This window comes from Devosia sp. 63-57 (assembly GCF_001899045.1).
In the GTDB taxonomy this organism is placed as follows: Bacteria; Pseudomonadota; Alphaproteobacteria; order Rhizobiales; family Devosiaceae; genus Devosia; species Devosia equisanguinis.
Genome location: NZ_MKUY01000005.1, coordinates 2,229,496 through 2,242,950 on the forward strand (window position 1 = coordinate 2,229,496; position 13,455 = coordinate 2,242,950).

Below are 13,455 nucleotides of genomic sequence, written 5' to 3' on the forward strand. Positions count from 1 at the left end.
CCCACCTTACTCTGCTAACTGGTAGACGGTTTTGCCACCGACAATGGTGCGCATCACCTTGCCGGCAAGGCGCGCGCCCTCGAAGCTGGTATTACGAGACTTGGAGCGAAGCGAAGCCTCGGTCACCTGCCAGGGATAGTCGAGATCGATCAGGATCAGGTCGGCAGGCGCGCCTCTGGCAATGCGGCCACTCTCGAGTCCGAGAATCTGCGCCGGGCGAATGGTCATGGCCCGCAGCAGTGTGAGCAGGTCGATTTCCTCCGCATGCACCATCCGCAGCGCCGCACTCAGCAGCGTTTCAAGGCCAATGGCGCCGTTGGAAGCCTCGGCAAAGGGCTGGCGCTTTACCTCGGTGTCCTGCGGGTCGTGGTCGGAGTGGATGGTATCGATGACCCCGGCACGCAAGCCATCGACCAAGGCGCGTCGATCGTCCTCGCCTCGTAGCGGCGGGTTGAGCTTGAAATAGGTGCGGTAGCGGCCGATGTCGTTTTCGTTGAGGCAGAGATTGTTGATCGACGCCCCAGCGGTGATCCGGCCATTCCTGGCCTTGGCCGCCTGCACCAGCTCCACCGAAACCGCTGTTGAAATCTGGGCTGCGTGGTAACGCACCTTGGCAAGCGCAGCCAGTTGCAGGTCGCGCGCCAGGGGAATGGTCTCAGCTTCGCGGGGGATGCCCTTGAGCCCGAGAATGGTGGCAAAGAAACCCTCATTCATCACGCCGTCGCCAACCAGTGCCGCGTCGGCAGCCTGATGCACGAAGGCCATGTCGAAATTGGCGGCATAGCTCATCGCCGCCCGCAGCAGCGCGCTGGACTGGATCGATTGCGCACCATCGGTGAGACAAACCGCGCCGGCTTCTTTCAACAAGCCAAACTCCGTCATCTCCTTGCCGGCCAGCCCCTTGGTGATCGCAGCCGCAGGCAGGATGCGGGCAGGGGATTGCGCCTCCGCACGGCGGATAAGGAAGTCCACCAGTGCCCCATCATCCACCACGGGGGTGGTGTCCGGCATCATCACGAACGATGTCACACCACCCGCCACGGCTGCGGCACCGGCCGAAGCGAGCGTCTCTCGATACTCCTTGCCAGGTTCACCCACAAAGACCCGCATGTCGACCAGGCCCGGCGACAACACCAGCCCCTTGGCATTGATCACCTCAGCACCATCCGGCACGCCGACTGGCCCGCCGAGGGCGATATCAGTGATGCGACCATCTTCGATCAGGACGGCGCCCATCTGGTCGGTGGCCGAGGCCGGATCGACGACACGCGCGTTTTCGATAAGCAGGGGCCGGGTCATGCGTCATTCCTCGCAGGAAGCAGGGCATCAAGCACGGCCATGCGCACGGCCACCCCCATTTCGACCTGGTCGGTGATCACCGAGCGGGAACCATCGGCAATGGCGGGATCGATCTCCACGCCGCGGTTCATAGGACCGGGATGCATGACGATGGCATCGGATTTGGCATAGGCCAGCTTGGCCTCGTCGAGCCCATAAAAGCGGTAGTATTCGCGAACCGAGGGGATCATCTTGCCGTTGGCGCGCTCGTGCTGCAGGCGCAGCATCATCACCACGTCGACCCCCTTGAGCCCCGCTTCCATGTCGGTGAACACCTCGGTGGCCAAGTTTTCAATGCCTGCTGGAAGCAGGTTGCGTGGAGCAATGACGCGGGTGCGCACATGCAGCGCGCCTAGCAGCAGCAGGTTTGATCGTGCGACGCGCGAATTGGCGATATCGCCGCAAATGGCGACGGTCAGTCCAGCAAGCGTGCCCTTGTGGTTACGGATTGTCAGGGCATCGAGCAGCGCCTGGGTCGGGTGCTCATGCGCGCCGTCTCCGGCATTGACCACCGAGCAGCCGACCTTCTGGCTCAGCAGTTCGACCGCCCCGGCCGCAGAATGACGCACCACCAGCACGTCCGGCCGCATCGCGTTGAGGGTCGCCGCAGTGTCGATCAGCGTTTCGCCCTTCGAAACCGACGAGGTCTTGACCGACATGTTGACCACCAGCGCGCCCAAGCGCTTTCCGGCGATCTCGAACGAGGACTGGGTGCGCGTCGATGGCTCGAAGAACAGATTGATCTGCGTCTTGCCAGACAGCGTCGGAAGCGACTTCCGCTCCTGCCGAGAAATGGCGATCATTTGCTCGGCGCGATCCAGCAGGTCGATGATTTCGTGCTGCTTCAGATCGGCAATGGAAATGAGGTGTCGCTGGGCGAACGGGGGGAAGTCACCGGATTGCCCGGCGGGAGAATTCTGCTGCGGCATGTCGCATCCCTTGCGATTTGCTGCGGTCTAGCGGAGGGGCGGGCAGGGGGCAAGTCCCATGGACGATTATACTCGCCGTAACCGATCCAAAGCCCCTTGCAGAATGTAGCTGGCAGCGAGCTTGTCGACCACTTCGGCGCGGCGGTCGCGGCGAAGGTCGGCTTCAATCATCATGCGGGTCACAGCCGAGGTCGAGAGGCGTTCATCCCAGAAGGCGATAGGCAGGTTGATCCTGGGCGCGAGATTGCGGGCAAAGGCCCTTGTCGATTGGACGCGCGGTCCCTCCGTCCCATCCATGTTGAGCGGAAGTCCCAGGATCAGGGCAACCACCTGATTTTGCGTGATCAGTTCGAGGATCCGCTCCGCATCCTGCGTGAATTTGGTCCGCTTGATCGTCTCGAGCGGCGTGGCCGAATAGCGCATGCCGTCTGAGATCGCGACCCCAATGGTCTTAGTCCCGAGATCGAGCCCCATGATTTTGCCGGTCTGCGGAATTTCGGCGAGGGGATTGTCGAGGGTCACGTGGGGCTCGCTGAATGGGAAGTAATTGTCCTATAGGCTGTGGCATGTCGGTTGGCGAAGGAAAAGGGCTGATGAAACTTACCTGGTTCGGAAACACCGCCTTTCGCCTGCATATTGGTGGTCAGATCATTGTACTTGATGCTGCTGCAGCCCCGAATGGGGTGGATGCTGCTGAGGTGCTGAGTGGTGCTGATCGGGTAATTGAACGCAACGTGAATGAGCCGCTTCTCGATGCGCGGACATGGAGACCCCGCCCGCGGGAGCGCCTGCTCGATGCCGGTGATCTGCCTCGGCCCGTCGACATCTGGTCGCTCGGGCCCGATTGCATTTTGCTGGATGCCGACGAAGATGCGCCGTTGCTGTTAATCGCCGGTCCCTTGCCGACACTGGGTCGTTGGGCCGAAAAGGCGATCGTCATTCTTGCCGGGCAGCAGTTGATGCGGCGAAGCGAACAGCTGGTTGATGCGGTGATTCCACGCCTCATCGCATTAGCGGGTAGCGACGCCGAGGTCGAGGCAGCCTTTATTCAATTGCCTGCCAAACTCGACGGAGCAGGGCTGTTGGCTCTCTCCCCTGGCCTTGCCGTGGAAGTCTGATCCGACGCATAAGCCATTTTCATTGTCATTATGCCCGGCGCGTTGCTAATAACGCGACGAAGACGCCGTTATCCCAGTTGGAGTTTGCCATGTCCGTCGACGCCGCCACCGTCAAGCGCATCGGGCGCCTCGCGCGCATCCGCATCGAGGAGGAGGAAGTCGCCGGCTACCAGCAGGAGCTCAACGCCATTCTCGGCTTTGTCGAGCAACTGAGCGAAGTCAATGTCGAAGGCGTCGAGCCTATGACCTCGGTGACACCGATGACCCTGCGCCGCCGTGACGACATCATCAGCGACGGTGGCTATGCTGAGAAGATCGTCGCCAACGCGCCGCTCTCGGAAGATAATTTCTTCATGGTGCCGAAGGTGGTCGAATAAAAATGGCGGTGTCGATTGCCATCGAGACCCCGCTGCAGGATGACGTTCGCGCGCTCGTTGCTGCGCTGAATGATCATCTTTTGCCGCTGTCCCCGGAAGAGTTCCAGTTCAAGATGACTGTGGAGCAGATGGCCGGCAGCGATACCACGCTGTTCGTCGCTCGCGACGAGTCGGGGCAGGCGGTGGGCATGGGGGCGCTCAAGGTACACAGCCCCCAATTGGGCGAAGTCAAACGCATGTTTACCTTGCCCGAAGTGCGCGGGCAGCGCGTTGGCCGGCATTTGTTGGAACGCATCATCGAACTGGCCCGCGAGCGCAAGCTGGATGTCGTGATGCTTGAGACCGGCACCGGTGATGGCATGGCCGAGGCGCATCGTCTCTACACCCGCTACGGCTTCGTCCCACGTGGCCCGTTCCTCGACTATCCCGACAGCGAATGGTCCGCCTTTTTCGAATTGCCATTGATGGCGGAGGCGAAAGCATGAAATCGACGGCTCTTCCGCTTCTTCTGCTGCTGGGAGTGGGCGTCGCCCACGCCCAGGAGGACCTCGTCATCGACCAAAGCAAGCTCTACGTCACCGAGCCGAAGGCGTGCCAAGCCATCGAGACGCAGGGCATCGACGCGTTTGTGGAGATGGATTTCCTCAGCCTGACCTTCGACGGCGGTATCCAGTCTCTCGAATTCCACTGCAATTTCTACGACATCAAGAGCCGGCCCAACACGCCGCTCCTGTTTGTCGATGCTGTCTGCTCGCTACCTGGCGAACTCTATCCGGACAGCTTTGCCATCGCGCCCAATGGTGAGGATTCCATCCTCGTTGTCTCCGGCACGGAAACGACTCTGGGTCTGGCAGGAAGCGAAGCACCACCATCCGACTTTCCGGTCGGTACCACGATTTATCACCGCTGCGACAATCTGAGCGAGATACCCATTGACTGACCTGACCAAACTCAGCCTCGCCGATGCCCGCAAGGGCCTCAAGGACAAGAGCTTCACCGCGCTGGAGCTGACCGATGCCTATATCGGCGCCATCGAGGCCGCCAATCCGAGCCTGAATGCCTATGTAGCCACTACGCCGGAACAGGCCCGCGACATGGCCAAGGTCAGCGACGAAAAGCTGAGCAAAGGGCAGGGCGGGTCGCTGGAAGGCATTCCGCTCGGGATCAAGGACCTCTTCGCCACCAAGGGGGTCCACACTCAGGCTGCCAGCCACATTCTCGATGGATTCAAGCCGGAATACGAATCCACCGTCACCGCCAATCTCTGGCGCGATGGCGCAGTCATGTTGGGCAAGCTCAACATGGACGAATTCGCCATGGGCTCGTCTAACGAGACCTCCTACTACGGTCCCGTGATCAGCCCGTTCAGGGCCGATGGCAGCAATGCCAATCTCGTGCCTGGCGGCTCCTCGGGTGGTTCAGCTGCTGCAGTCGCCGCATGGCTTTGCGCTGGCGCGACCGCGACCGATACGGGAGGCTCCATCCGCCAGCCTGCCGCTTTTACGGGCACGGTCGGCATCAAGCCCACTTATGGACGCGCCTCGCGATGGGGCACCGTAGCCTTCGCCTCCTCACTCGACCAGGCCGGCCCCATTGCCCGCACCGTCGAGGATGCGGCAATTCTGATGACATCGATGTCCGGCTTCGATCCCAAGGATTCGACCAGTGTCGATATTCCGGTTCCCGATTTTGCTGCCGCCGTCGAGCGCGGGGTGAAGGGGCTGACCATTGGTGTTCCCAAGGAATATCGTATGGACGGCATGCCCGCGGAGATCGAAAAGCTCTGGAGCCAGGGCCTTGAATGGCTCAAGGCGGAAGGCGCGACGGTCAAGGATATTTCCCTGCCGCACACCAAATACGCGCTGCCTGCTTACTACATCGTCGCTCCTGCCGAAGCCTCGTCCAATCTCGCCCGCTATGACGGCGTGAAATATGGCCTGCGCGTTTCGGGCAAGGACATTACGGACCTCTACGAGCTGACCCGTGCGGCCGGCTTCGGTCGCGAGGTCAAGCGCCGCATCATGATCGGCACCTATGTGCTCTCCGCAGGCTATTTCGACGCATATTACGTCAAGGCGCAGCAGGTCCGCACACTGATCAAGAAGGATTTTGAGGACGCCTTTAATGCCGGCGTCGACGCCATCCTGACTCCTGCCACACCGTCTGCCGCGTTCGGCATTGGCGATGAAGCGCTGGCCGCCGATCCGGTCGCCATGTACCTCAACGACGTCTTCACCGTCACCGTAAACATGGCTGGCCTGCCGGGCATCGCCGTTCCGGCTGGCAAGGACGGGCAGGGGCTTCCCTTGGGCCTGCAGCTTATCGGCAAGCCCTTCGACGAAGAGACCCTGTTTGCTGCCGCGCGCGTCATCGAAAAGAGCGCCGGCGGCGACTTCGCACCCAAGCGCTGGTGGTAAGGCAAATACCGGGCGGCGCTTGATTGCGCCGCCGTTCCGGCCTATTTGCGGCCAATGCACAAGTTTAAACTGGTAGTGACGCGCCCCCTGGCAGCGTCCGGGCCGACAGGGGTTACGCCGATGGCCGTTGATATCTTTACGACGCTGGATTGGTCCGAGCCGCCCAAGGACATGAGCAAGCCGCTGCAGGCGCTGTGGTGGCTGAAGAAGGGCGAACTGCGCGTCGGTCCCGAATGGGAAAAGGCGCATAATATCGTCCAGTCCATGGAAGGCGTTCAGGCCTTCGACTGGGTCCATGCATTAATGCACTGGATCGAAGCCGATATGGGCAATGCCGATTACTGGTACCGCCGCGCCGGCAAGCGCCGCGCCACCGCCAGCGTTTCATCCGAGTGGGAGCACATCGCGGCCGCACTGAGCGAAGTCACGCGACACTGATCCGACATTATCGGGTGGCGCGCGCCTCTATTGTGGCGAGTGCCGCGATCCAGATCAGATAGCTGCCGATGGTCAACCGCTGATATAATCCCATCAGCGGCAGGCTTTGTGCCGACGCCATTGCCGCCAGCGCGCCCGATACCAGCATGACCGCCAATAGCGCCAAGGTTGTTCTGGTGAAGGTGGGATACTGCCGGCGCGCCCGCCAGCCCCAGGCCATGGCGCCAAGGGCGGCTATGCAGGTCAGCACCAGCAATCCTGCCAACACCATGTGGACAATGCCGGGCACCGTAACCGGCGTGCCCTGTGCATCCATAGGTGCCAGTTCGATCAGCACGCCGAAGAGACCGTTGAAAAGGATCATGACTGCGCCGACTTGCAAGATGCGACGATCCATGCGGCCGCTCACCAAAAGGCCCGCTCCAAACACCAGCAGCAGCATATTGTAGGCCACAAATGCCGCCGATATTGGAGTGGCATACACCGCCCCGGTTTCGAAGAGCGCGCTGACCGGCTGGGACAGATGGTCGTATCCTGGGGTTATGGCGCCACCAACCAGGACGGTGGCGACATAGACAATCGGTGCCGCAATTCCGGCGAAAAGCATATATCTGCGCATGGCACCACCAACTGACCGAGTAGTCCCACCATGCGCAGATTTGACGCGTGTGTGTTGATCGACGTCAAGCCGCCATGGCTTACCGATTGTCCACCTGACTGCGGACTAATTCCAGACCACGCCGCGTGATCCTATAGGGGCCTCCGCCTTGCGATCGGATCGCTTTCTTCGCCCTGAGTTTGTCGAAGATCAGCGGCGTCAAGCCGCTCATCAGCCAGCCGTCTCGATTGAAAAACTCGAATTCGGCGATTTTGCCGCGTTGGTCTCGAATGACGGCGATACGGCCACCCTGCGCGAGGGCGTGCAGCACCCGCTGTTCGTTCCGGGAAATATCCATGGAAAAGTCTGAAAGCCTGAATGGCGGCCAAGTGGCCGCAACAAACGGAGCCCTGCCGGCATCACGCGCGGCAGCGGCTTGGTTCACTCATGCCCGCCGCTTTTGGACGGGCTATCAGGCAATCTCAGACTGGCTAGACATGCTGTAGAATTAGGCCTGCACGGCGTTAATGACCAGAGCCTGCGACGCTAGTGGGTTGAATTCAGTACGGTCACGGTGCAAACCAGCAACAGCTTTTTTCTGAGCCGAGGATAGTGCCGTGACCGCTGCCAAAATGCCCGCGCAATGCGAAACCAAGGATGACGTTCGCGCCGAGATCGATCGGATCGACCAGGCTTTGATCGCCCTGTTCGCGGAACGGCACGGTTACGTGACCCGTATGGCAGAGATCAAGACCGACCCGCACGAGGCCTATGACCCGGCGCGCATCGAGGCCATCGTTGCAAAAGTGCGCGCTCGCAGTTTGGACCTTGATCTCGACGAAGATCAGGCCGAACTTATCTGGCGGACCCTGATCGATTGGAACATCAATTACGAGAAGGGCATCATCGCGGCACGTCGCCGCGCAAAATAAGCGGGCCACCCGCCACGCGTGGGTCGTCCCGAAACGGGGGTGATCATGCCGGCTATCTCCATACGCAAGGCCATACAGGCAGACAGACCTGCAATGGCCAGCATTGCCTATCGTGCCTGGGAGAGCGGCATCTTGCCGATCTTGCCGGATAAGCCGGGGCAGGAGGAGGCGGAACGCCATCGCCTGGTCCGCGCAGTGGAGTCTGGCTGGCAACACGCCATCAGCGCCGAAATCGATGGCGTCGTGGTCGGCTGGTGTTCGCGCGCCCCGAGCCGGTCCTATGTCCCGTTTCTTTTCGTCATGCCCGAATTGCAAGGCCACGGCATCGGCGCCCAGCTCCTGTCCCGCATGGAGACCATTCTGGAACTGGAGGGAGCCGAGCGCATCCTGCTCGAAACGCCTGCCGATCATGTTCGGGCCGTCCGTTTTTATGAGCGGCAGGGCTACCATATTCTGGCGCTGAAGGCCGATGCGCGAGCCGGGCACGATCCGTTCGCCAGCGTCCACCTGGAAAAGCGCCTGCGTCCCTATAGCGGCATTATCGAGGGTTAGGTCGGCACTGACGTCTCGCGTCGGCTTTAGGTCGGCGCCAACTGCCGAGCCCTGTTGCAACCCTTGCCCAACATCGCTAAGCACGAACTGAAAAATTCCGACTTTCAGGACTGCCAAGTGACCCTCGTCGATACCCGCACCCCCGACAAGAAGCGCCTGATTTCCGGCTCGACCGGCGATTGGGAAGTGATCATTGGCATGGAAGTGCATGCGCAGGTAACAAGCGAAAGCAAGCTGTTCTCCGGCTCATCGACCGAGTTCGGCAACCCGCCGAATGCCAATGTCAGTTTCGTCGACGCAGCCATGCCCGGCATGCTTCCGGTGATCAACGAGGAATGCATCCGACAGGCCGTGCGCACCGGCCTTGGTCTCAAGGCGCAGATCAACAAGCGCTCGGTGTTCGATCGCAAGAATTACTTCTACCCCGACCAGCCGCCCGGCTACCAGATTTCCCAGTACAAGGACCCGATCGTCGGGGAGGGCAAGGTGCTGCTCGATATCGATGGCGAGCGCGTCGAGATCGGCATCGAGCGCCTGCATCTGGAAACTGATGCCGGCAAGCTTATTCATGACCAGCACCCGAATATGAGCTTCGTCGACCTGAACCGAGCCGGCGTTGCGTTGATGGAAATCGTCTCCAAACCCGACATGCGATCGTCGGAGGAGGCCAAGGCCTATCTCTCAAAGCTGCGTACCATCCTGCGTTATCTTGGCACCTGCGACGGCAATATGGAGCAGGGCTCCATGCGCGCCGACGTCAACGTCTCCGTGCGTCGTCCCGGTGGCGAGTTCGGCACCCGTTGCGAAATCAAGAACGTGAACTCGATCCGCTTTGCTGGCCAGGCAATCGAATACGAAGCCCGCCGACAGATCGATATTCTTGAAGACGGCGGCGAGATCGACCAGGAAACCCGCCTGTTCGACCCCAAGAATGGCGAAACCCGCTCCATGCGCTCCAAGGAAGACGCGCAGGACTATCGCTACTTCCCCGATCCGGACCTGCTGCCGCTCGAGTTCGACGATGCCTTTATTGCTGGACTCGCTGAAAACCTGCCAGAACTGCCCGATGAGAAACAGGCGCGCTTCATCCGCGATTATGGCGTCACTGCCTATGACGCCATGGTGCTGACCCTCGATCGCGAAACCGCCGATTACTACGAGGCCTGCGTCGCCTTTGGTGGCGGCAAGCGTGACGGCAAGGCCGTGGCCAATATTCTCAACGCCGACGTGGCAGCCTTCGCCAATAGCCAAGGTCTCGCCGTCTGGGAAACCCACCTCAAGCCGAGCCAGATTGCCGGCCTGGTCGACCTCATTGCCGGCGGTACCATCTCGTCCAAGGGCGGCAAGGATGTCTTGCAGATTCTCATCGCCGAAGAACCGGAAGGCGAACCCGCCGACATCGTCGAGCGTCGCGGCCTGAAGCAGGTGACCGATCTCGGCGCCATCGAGAAAATCGTCGACGAAATCATCGCCGCCAATCCGGATCAGGTGGAAAAGGTCAAGGCCAAGCCGACCATGATCGGCTGGTTCGTCGGCCAGGCCATGAAGGCCTCGGGTGGAAAGGCCAATCCACAGGCACTGAACGAGCTGATGAAACAAAAGCTCGGCATCGAATAGGAACAGGCGGCCCTAGGGCCGCCTTTTTCATGTCATGGATTGATGTCGTGGCCCGGCTCTGGCGGCAGGTTGGGGTCGAGCGGTTCGGTATCCTGGTCGTTCCGCAGCGGCGAGGTATGGGGGTTCTCCGCATCGCCAGTGGGCAGACCCACGGGCATCGGCGGCACCGGCTCTTGCCGACGATGCGGAGCCTCCGGCTCACGTTTGCGCGGATTGGTCATGGCATCCTCCTGTTGGCTTGGCCGCGACCGCCATTTAGGGCTGGCACGCAGCGTCTGTTAGCCAACGAAAGCGACCGGTCTTATGTTCCGCTTCTAGCCTGGCTGCCCCACCCGCCACATGCGCCGAACGCGGCCATCGATGAACAACAGGCCGAAAAAGATCACCAGCATGCCCAGTACTTGGATGGGCAGTACGGTTTCGCCAAGCGCCGTCACGCCGATCAGCAGCGCGGAAATCGGCGCGATGAAGGTGGTGGTGGCGAAATTGGTCGGACCGACGCGCGGCAGGATGCGGTACATGATCTGGAAGGTGAAAGCGGTCGAGAGCAGGCCGATGGCCAGCGCAGCGCCCCAGGTTTCCGGCCGCGTCATCACCGGTACGCCCTCGGCGAAAAATGCTATCGGGATTGCCACCAGCGCAGCGCCGGTCAGCGCGATCGATGCAAAGGCTGTAGGCTCTACATGCTTGTAGCTGCGGGTAATGTTGAGCGACAGAGCGTAGCACAGCGTTGCCCCCAGGCATGCCGCAATGGCCCAGAGCTGCGAGCTGCCGCCTGACGACAGGGCCGGGGATACCAGGATCGCCGCCCCGACAAAGCCGATGAACACGCCGGTGAATTTGGTCCGCGTTGCCTTCTCGCCGCCAATCCAGAAGTGCGAAACGATCGCTGTAACCATCGGCGTCAGCGCATTGATGATGGCCGCGATGCCGCTGGCGAGATGCGCCTGGGCCAATGGGAAGAGTGCAAAGGGGATCGCATAGGCGATGACGCCGAGGGCACCCAGCTGCAGCCAGAGTTTGGGGTCGCGCGGCACCGGTTTGCGCAGCGCCATGAGGAAAACCCAACAGCCGATCGCGCCGATTCCGACACGCAAAGACGTCACCCAGAGCGGGCCGATCTCGCGAATGAGGATGGCGTTGAAGACGAAGGAACAGCCCCAGATAGCGCCGAGGAGAACAATCAGAAACCAGTCACGCAGACTCATGCGGCACCTCTTGGAAGAGGCGCGACGCTACGCCGACCCGGAACGAAGGTCGAACCGATTTTCACGATGGGCCTGATCAATTGCGGTGATGAGGCCTATCGGCTTGGCAGCAGGTGAGCGGCCGAAATCGAGGCCTTTTACGCTAAGCCCGAACCTCGCCTGATGCCAGCATCCGCAGGGCCTCGGGGTAAATCCGATGCTCCTCGACCAGGATCCGGTCGGCAAGACTTTCCGGCGTATCGCCCGGGAGGACCGGCACCCGCGCCTGGAGGATGGACGGGCCTTCATCGAGCCCCGGGGTCACGAAGTGCACGGTGCAGCCATGTTCGCTAACGCCATCGGCGAGCGCCCGCTCGTGGGTGTGCAGCCCCTTATAGGCGGGAAGGAGGGATGGATGGATGTTGATCATCCGGCCCTGCCAGCGATCGACAAAATCCTCGCCCAGGATGCGCATAAAGCCCGCAAGGCAGACATAGTCCACCTCCCAGCTTTCCAGCACCTGAGTCATGGTGTCTTCAAACATGTCGCGGGTTGGAAACTTGCTCTGCGCTAGTGACGCCGTAGCGATCCCATGGCCGGCCGCAATAGCAAGGCCCGGTGCGGCCGCCCGGTTCGACAAGACCCCCACGATCTCAGCGGGATAGTCCGGCGCTTGCGCCGCAGCAATCAGCGCCGACATGTTTGATCCGCGTCCGGAGATCAGGATGGCAACGCGCTTCCTGCTCACAGGGACAGGGCCCCGCGGAAGGTCACTGGTTCGCCCTGGCGAGCGGTCAACTGGCCGACAATGGCAGCGGTCTCGCCATTGGCGACGAGGCTTTCCACCAGCTTCTCGGCATCTGCCGGCGATACGGCGACCAGCATGCCCACACCGCAATTGAAAGTGCGGAGCATTTCGCGTTCGCTCATTCCGCCCACCTTGCTCAGCCAGCCGAATACGGCCGGCACCGAAATAGCGCCAAGGTCGATATCCGCCGCCAGCTGCTCGGGCAGCACACGTGGAATATTGTCGATGAAGCCACCGCCGGTGATATGCGCCAGCGCCTTGATCCCAAGCCCGGCCTTGAGCGCCGCCAGCAGCGGCTTCACATAGATACGGGTGGGCTCGAGCAGTGCGTCGGCCAGCGTCTTGCCGGTCGCAAATGGTGCAGTGGCATCCCAGCCGAGGCCCGAGAGCTCGACGATCTTGCGGACCAGCGAATAACCGTTGGAATGCACGCCCGAGGAGGCAATGGCCACCAGCACATCGCCTGCGGCAATATCAGGCCGCGGCAACAGCGCACCGCGCTCGACGGCGCCCACTGCAAAACCGGCGAGATCGTAGTCATTTCCGTGGTACATGCCCGGCATTTCGGCGGTTTCCCCGCCGATAAGCGCACAACCTGCCAGCCGGCAACCATGGGCTATGCCTTCGACGATAGCCGTGCCCTGCGCGACGTCGAGCTTGCCTGTGGCAAAATAGTCGAGGAAGAACAGCGGCTCGGCGCCTTGCACCACAAGATCGTTGACGCACATGGCCACCAGGTCCTGCCCGATCGTATCGTGCTTGCCGGTGTCGATGGCGATCTTGAGTTTGGTGCCGACCCCATCATTGGCGGCCACCAGCACGGGATCGACAAAGCCTGCGGCCTTCAGATCGAACAATCCGCCAAAGCCGCCGATCTCGCCATCGGCGCCGGGACGCCGAGTGGAGCGGACGGCGGGCTTGATGGCTTCGACAAGCGCATTGCCAGCGTCGATGTCGACACCGGCCTGCTTGTAAGACAGACCGTTTGGTGGCAGGTTTTGGGCGTCGGACATGAGCGTGGTGCCAATGCTGGGGATATCGGGCACATACTAATGCCCAAGACCCGGGTTGGTTGAACTTTTCGGTGCTGGCCGTTAGAGGGCCTGATAGCTTCTTGGATACACAGACGCAAGGGCCGCCCGGC

18 protein-coding genes are annotated in these 13,455 nt (G+C 61.4%); 9 read left to right on the plus strand and 9 right to left on the minus strand.

What is annotated here, in order from left to right:
* Positions 1 to 6: 6 nt before the first annotated feature.
* The 3 genes from pyrC to ruvX form a co-directional block, all read right to left on the minus strand.
* Positions 7 to 1,299, minus strand: a complete 1,293-nt coding sequence (gene pyrC / locus BGO80_RS18985; protein ID WP_286722942.1) for a dihydroorotase — start codon at positions 1,297 to 1,299, stop codon at positions 7 to 9.
* On the minus strand, positions 1,296 to 2,267 hold the full coding sequence (locus BGO80_RS18990; protein WP_286722943.1) for an aspartate carbamoyltransferase catalytic subunit: 972 nt from the start codon (positions 2,265 to 2,267) through the stop codon (positions 1,296 to 1,298). The genes pyrC and BGO80_RS18990 overlap by 4 nt, the downstream gene beginning before the upstream one ends.
* Before the next feature lie 66 nt (positions 2,268 to 2,333).
* Positions 2,334 to 2,741: a Holliday junction resolvase RuvX gene (gene ruvX / locus BGO80_RS18995; protein ID WP_286723092.1), complete on the minus strand. Its 408-nt coding sequence runs from the start codon at positions 2,739 to 2,741 to the stop codon at positions 2,334 to 2,336.
* A 119-nt stretch (positions 2,742 to 2,860) separates the two neighbouring features.
* On the opposite strand from ruvX, the gene BGO80_RS19000 reads away from it, so the two are divergent.
* The 6 genes from BGO80_RS19000 to BGO80_RS19025 all read left to right on the plus strand — a co-directional run bounded on the left by BGO80_RS19000 (position 2,861) and on the right by BGO80_RS19025 (position 6,617).
* A complete protein-coding gene (locus tag BGO80_RS19000; RefSeq protein WP_286722944.1) occupies positions 2,861 to 3,385 on the plus strand; it encodes a hypothetical protein in 525 nt (174 codons plus the stop codon).
* Positions 3,386 to 3,474: 89 nt separating this feature from the next.
* Entirely contained in the window at positions 3,475 to 3,762 is a 288-nt protein-coding gene (gene gatC / locus BGO80_RS19005) for an Asp-tRNA(Asn)/Glu-tRNA(Gln) amidotransferase subunit GatC (RefSeq protein WP_286722945.1), read from the plus strand.
* Between the two features lie 2 nt (positions 3,763 to 3,764).
* Positions 3,765 to 4,247: a GNAT family N-acetyltransferase gene (locus tag BGO80_RS19010; RefSeq protein ID WP_286722946.1), complete on the plus strand. Its 483-nt coding sequence runs from the start codon at positions 3,765 to 3,767 to the stop codon at positions 4,245 to 4,247.
* Positions 4,244 to 4,702: a hypothetical protein gene (locus BGO80_RS19015; protein WP_286722947.1), complete on the plus strand. Its 459-nt coding sequence runs from the start codon at positions 4,244 to 4,246 to the stop codon at positions 4,700 to 4,702. The genes BGO80_RS19010 and BGO80_RS19015 overlap by 4 nt, the downstream gene beginning before the upstream one ends.
* Positions 4,695 to 6,179, plus strand: a complete 1,485-nt coding sequence (gene gatA / locus BGO80_RS19020) for an Asp-tRNA(Asn)/Glu-tRNA(Gln) amidotransferase subunit GatA (RefSeq protein WP_286722948.1) — start codon at positions 4,695 to 4,697, stop codon at positions 6,177 to 6,179. The genes BGO80_RS19015 and gatA overlap by 8 nt, the downstream gene beginning before the upstream one ends.
* A gap of 120 nt (positions 6,180 to 6,299) precedes the next feature.
* Complete coding sequence (locus BGO80_RS19025) at positions 6,300 to 6,617, plus strand: hypothetical protein (RefSeq protein WP_126151545.1); 318 nt, start codon at positions 6,300 to 6,302, stop codon at positions 6,615 to 6,617.
* Positions 6,618 to 6,624: 7 nt separating this feature from the next.
* Here BGO80_RS19025 and BGO80_RS19030 read toward each other — a convergent pair whose 3' ends face one another.
* The gene (locus BGO80_RS19030) at positions 6,625 to 7,236 is read right to left on the minus strand and encodes a DUF998 domain-containing protein (protein ID WP_286722950.1); all 612 of its coding nucleotides are present in this window, start codon (positions 7,234 to 7,236) and stop codon (positions 6,625 to 6,627) included.
* A gap of 79 nt (positions 7,237 to 7,315) precedes the next feature.
* Entirely contained in the window at positions 7,316 to 7,573 is a 258-nt protein-coding gene (locus BGO80_RS19035; protein ID WP_286723094.1) for a YjhX family toxin, read from the minus strand.
* Positions 7,574 to 7,832: 259 nt separating this feature from the next.
* Here BGO80_RS19035 and BGO80_RS19040 point away from each other — a divergent pair, with 259 nt between their 5' ends.
* From BGO80_RS19040 to gatB, 3 genes are all read left to right on the plus strand, one after another.
* Positions 7,833 to 8,147 carry a chorismate mutase gene (locus tag BGO80_RS19040; protein ID WP_126151543.1) on the plus strand — a complete coding sequence of 105 codons (315 nt, stop codon included), beginning with the start codon at positions 7,833 to 7,835 and terminating at the stop codon, positions 8,145 to 8,147.
* 93 nt (positions 8,148 to 8,240) lie between these two features.
* Entirely contained in the window at positions 8,241 to 8,699 is a 459-nt protein-coding gene (locus BGO80_RS19045) for a GNAT family N-acetyltransferase (RefSeq protein ID WP_286722951.1), read from the plus strand.
* Positions 8,700 to 8,816: 117 nt separating this feature from the next.
* Positions 8,817 to 10,316 (plus strand): Asp-tRNA(Asn)/Glu-tRNA(Gln) amidotransferase subunit GatB, encoded by a 1,500-nt coding sequence (gene gatB, locus BGO80_RS19050; protein WP_126151541.1) that lies wholly within the window; start codon positions 8,817 to 8,819, stop codon positions 10,314 to 10,316.
* A 32-nt stretch (positions 10,317 to 10,348) separates the two neighbouring features.
* Here gatB and BGO80_RS19055 read toward each other — a convergent pair whose 3' ends face one another.
* The 4 genes from BGO80_RS19055 to purM form a co-directional block, all read right to left on the minus strand.
* Positions 10,349 to 10,537: a hypothetical protein gene (locus BGO80_RS19055; RefSeq protein WP_126151540.1), complete on the minus strand. Its 189-nt coding sequence runs from the start codon at positions 10,535 to 10,537 to the stop codon at positions 10,349 to 10,351.
* A gap of 93 nt (positions 10,538 to 10,630) precedes the next feature.
* Entirely contained in the window at positions 10,631 to 11,524 is an 894-nt protein-coding gene (locus tag BGO80_RS19060) for a DMT family transporter (RefSeq protein ID WP_286722952.1), read from the minus strand.
* A 142-nt stretch (positions 11,525 to 11,666) separates the two neighbouring features.
* A complete protein-coding gene (gene purN, locus BGO80_RS19065; RefSeq protein WP_230405486.1) occupies positions 11,667 to 12,203 on the minus strand; it encodes a phosphoribosylglycinamide formyltransferase in 537 nt (178 codons plus the stop codon).
* Positions 12,204 to 12,247: 44 nt separating this feature from the next.
* Positions 12,248 to 13,324 carry a phosphoribosylformylglycinamidine cyclo-ligase gene (purM, locus tag BGO80_RS19070; protein ID WP_286723095.1) on the minus strand — a complete coding sequence of 359 codons (1,077 nt, stop codon included), beginning with the start codon at positions 13,322 to 13,324 and terminating at the stop codon, positions 12,248 to 12,250.
* Positions 13,325 to 13,455: the final 131 nt, after the last annotated feature.

What these genes read in the sequence shown, in the direction of transcription:
- BGO80_RS19015 (WP_286722947.1), top strand. Translation starts at nt 4,244, where the DNA reads ATGAAATCGACGGCTCTTCCGCTTCTTCTGCTGCTGGGAGTGGGCGTC.
- BGO80_RS18990 (WP_286722943.1), bottom strand. Translation starts at nt 2,267, where the DNA reads ATGCCGCAGCAGAATTCTCCCGCCGGGCAATCCGGTGACTTCCCCCCG.
- BGO80_RS19045 (WP_286722951.1), top strand. Translation starts at nt 8,241, where the DNA reads ATGGCCAGCATTGCCTATCGTGCCTGGGAGAGCGGCATCTTGCCGATC.
- BGO80_RS19000 (WP_286722944.1), top strand. Translation starts at nt 2,861, where the DNA reads ATGAAACTTACCTGGTTCGGAAACACCGCCTTTCGCCTGCATATTGGT.
- BGO80_RS19010 (WP_286722946.1), top strand. Translation starts at nt 3,765, where the DNA reads ATGGCGGTGTCGATTGCCATCGAGACCCCGCTGCAGGATGACGTTCGC.
- BGO80_RS19060 (WP_286722952.1), bottom strand. Translation starts at nt 11,524, where the DNA reads ATGAGTCTGCGTGACTGGTTTCTGATTGTTCTCCTCGGCGCTATCTGG.
- BGO80_RS19030 (WP_286722950.1), bottom strand. Translation starts at nt 7,236, where the DNA reads ATGCGCAGATATATGCTTTTCGCCGGAATTGCGGCACCGATTGTCTAT.
- BGO80_RS19055 (WP_126151540.1), bottom strand. Translation starts at nt 10,537, where the DNA reads ATGACCAATCCGCGCAAACGTGAGCCGGAGGCTCCGCATCGTCGGCAA.
- ruvX (WP_286723092.1), bottom strand. Translation starts at nt 2,741, where the DNA reads ATGGGGCTCGATCTCGGGACTAAGACCATTGGGGTCGCGATCTCAGAC.
- purN (WP_230405486.1), bottom strand. Translation starts at nt 12,203, where the DNA reads ATGTCGGCGCTGATTGCTGCGGCGCAAGCGCCGGACTATCCCGCTGAG.
- pyrC (WP_286722942.1), bottom strand. Translation starts at nt 1,299, where the DNA reads ATGACCCGGCCCCTGCTTATCGAAAACGCGCGTGTCGTCGATCCGGCC.
- BGO80_RS19025 (WP_126151545.1), top strand. Translation starts at nt 6,300, where the DNA reads ATGGCCGTTGATATCTTTACGACGCTGGATTGGTCCGAGCCGCCCAAG.
- gatC (WP_286722945.1), top strand. Translation starts at nt 3,475, where the DNA reads ATGTCCGTCGACGCCGCCACCGTCAAGCGCATCGGGCGCCTCGCGCGC.
- BGO80_RS19035 (WP_286723094.1), bottom strand. Translation starts at nt 7,573, where the DNA reads ATGGATATTTCCCGGAACGAACAGCGGGTGCTGCACGCCCTCGCGCAG.
- purM (WP_286723095.1), bottom strand. Translation starts at nt 13,324, where the DNA reads ATGTCCGACGCCCAAAACCTGCCACCAAACGGTCTGTCTTACAAGCAG.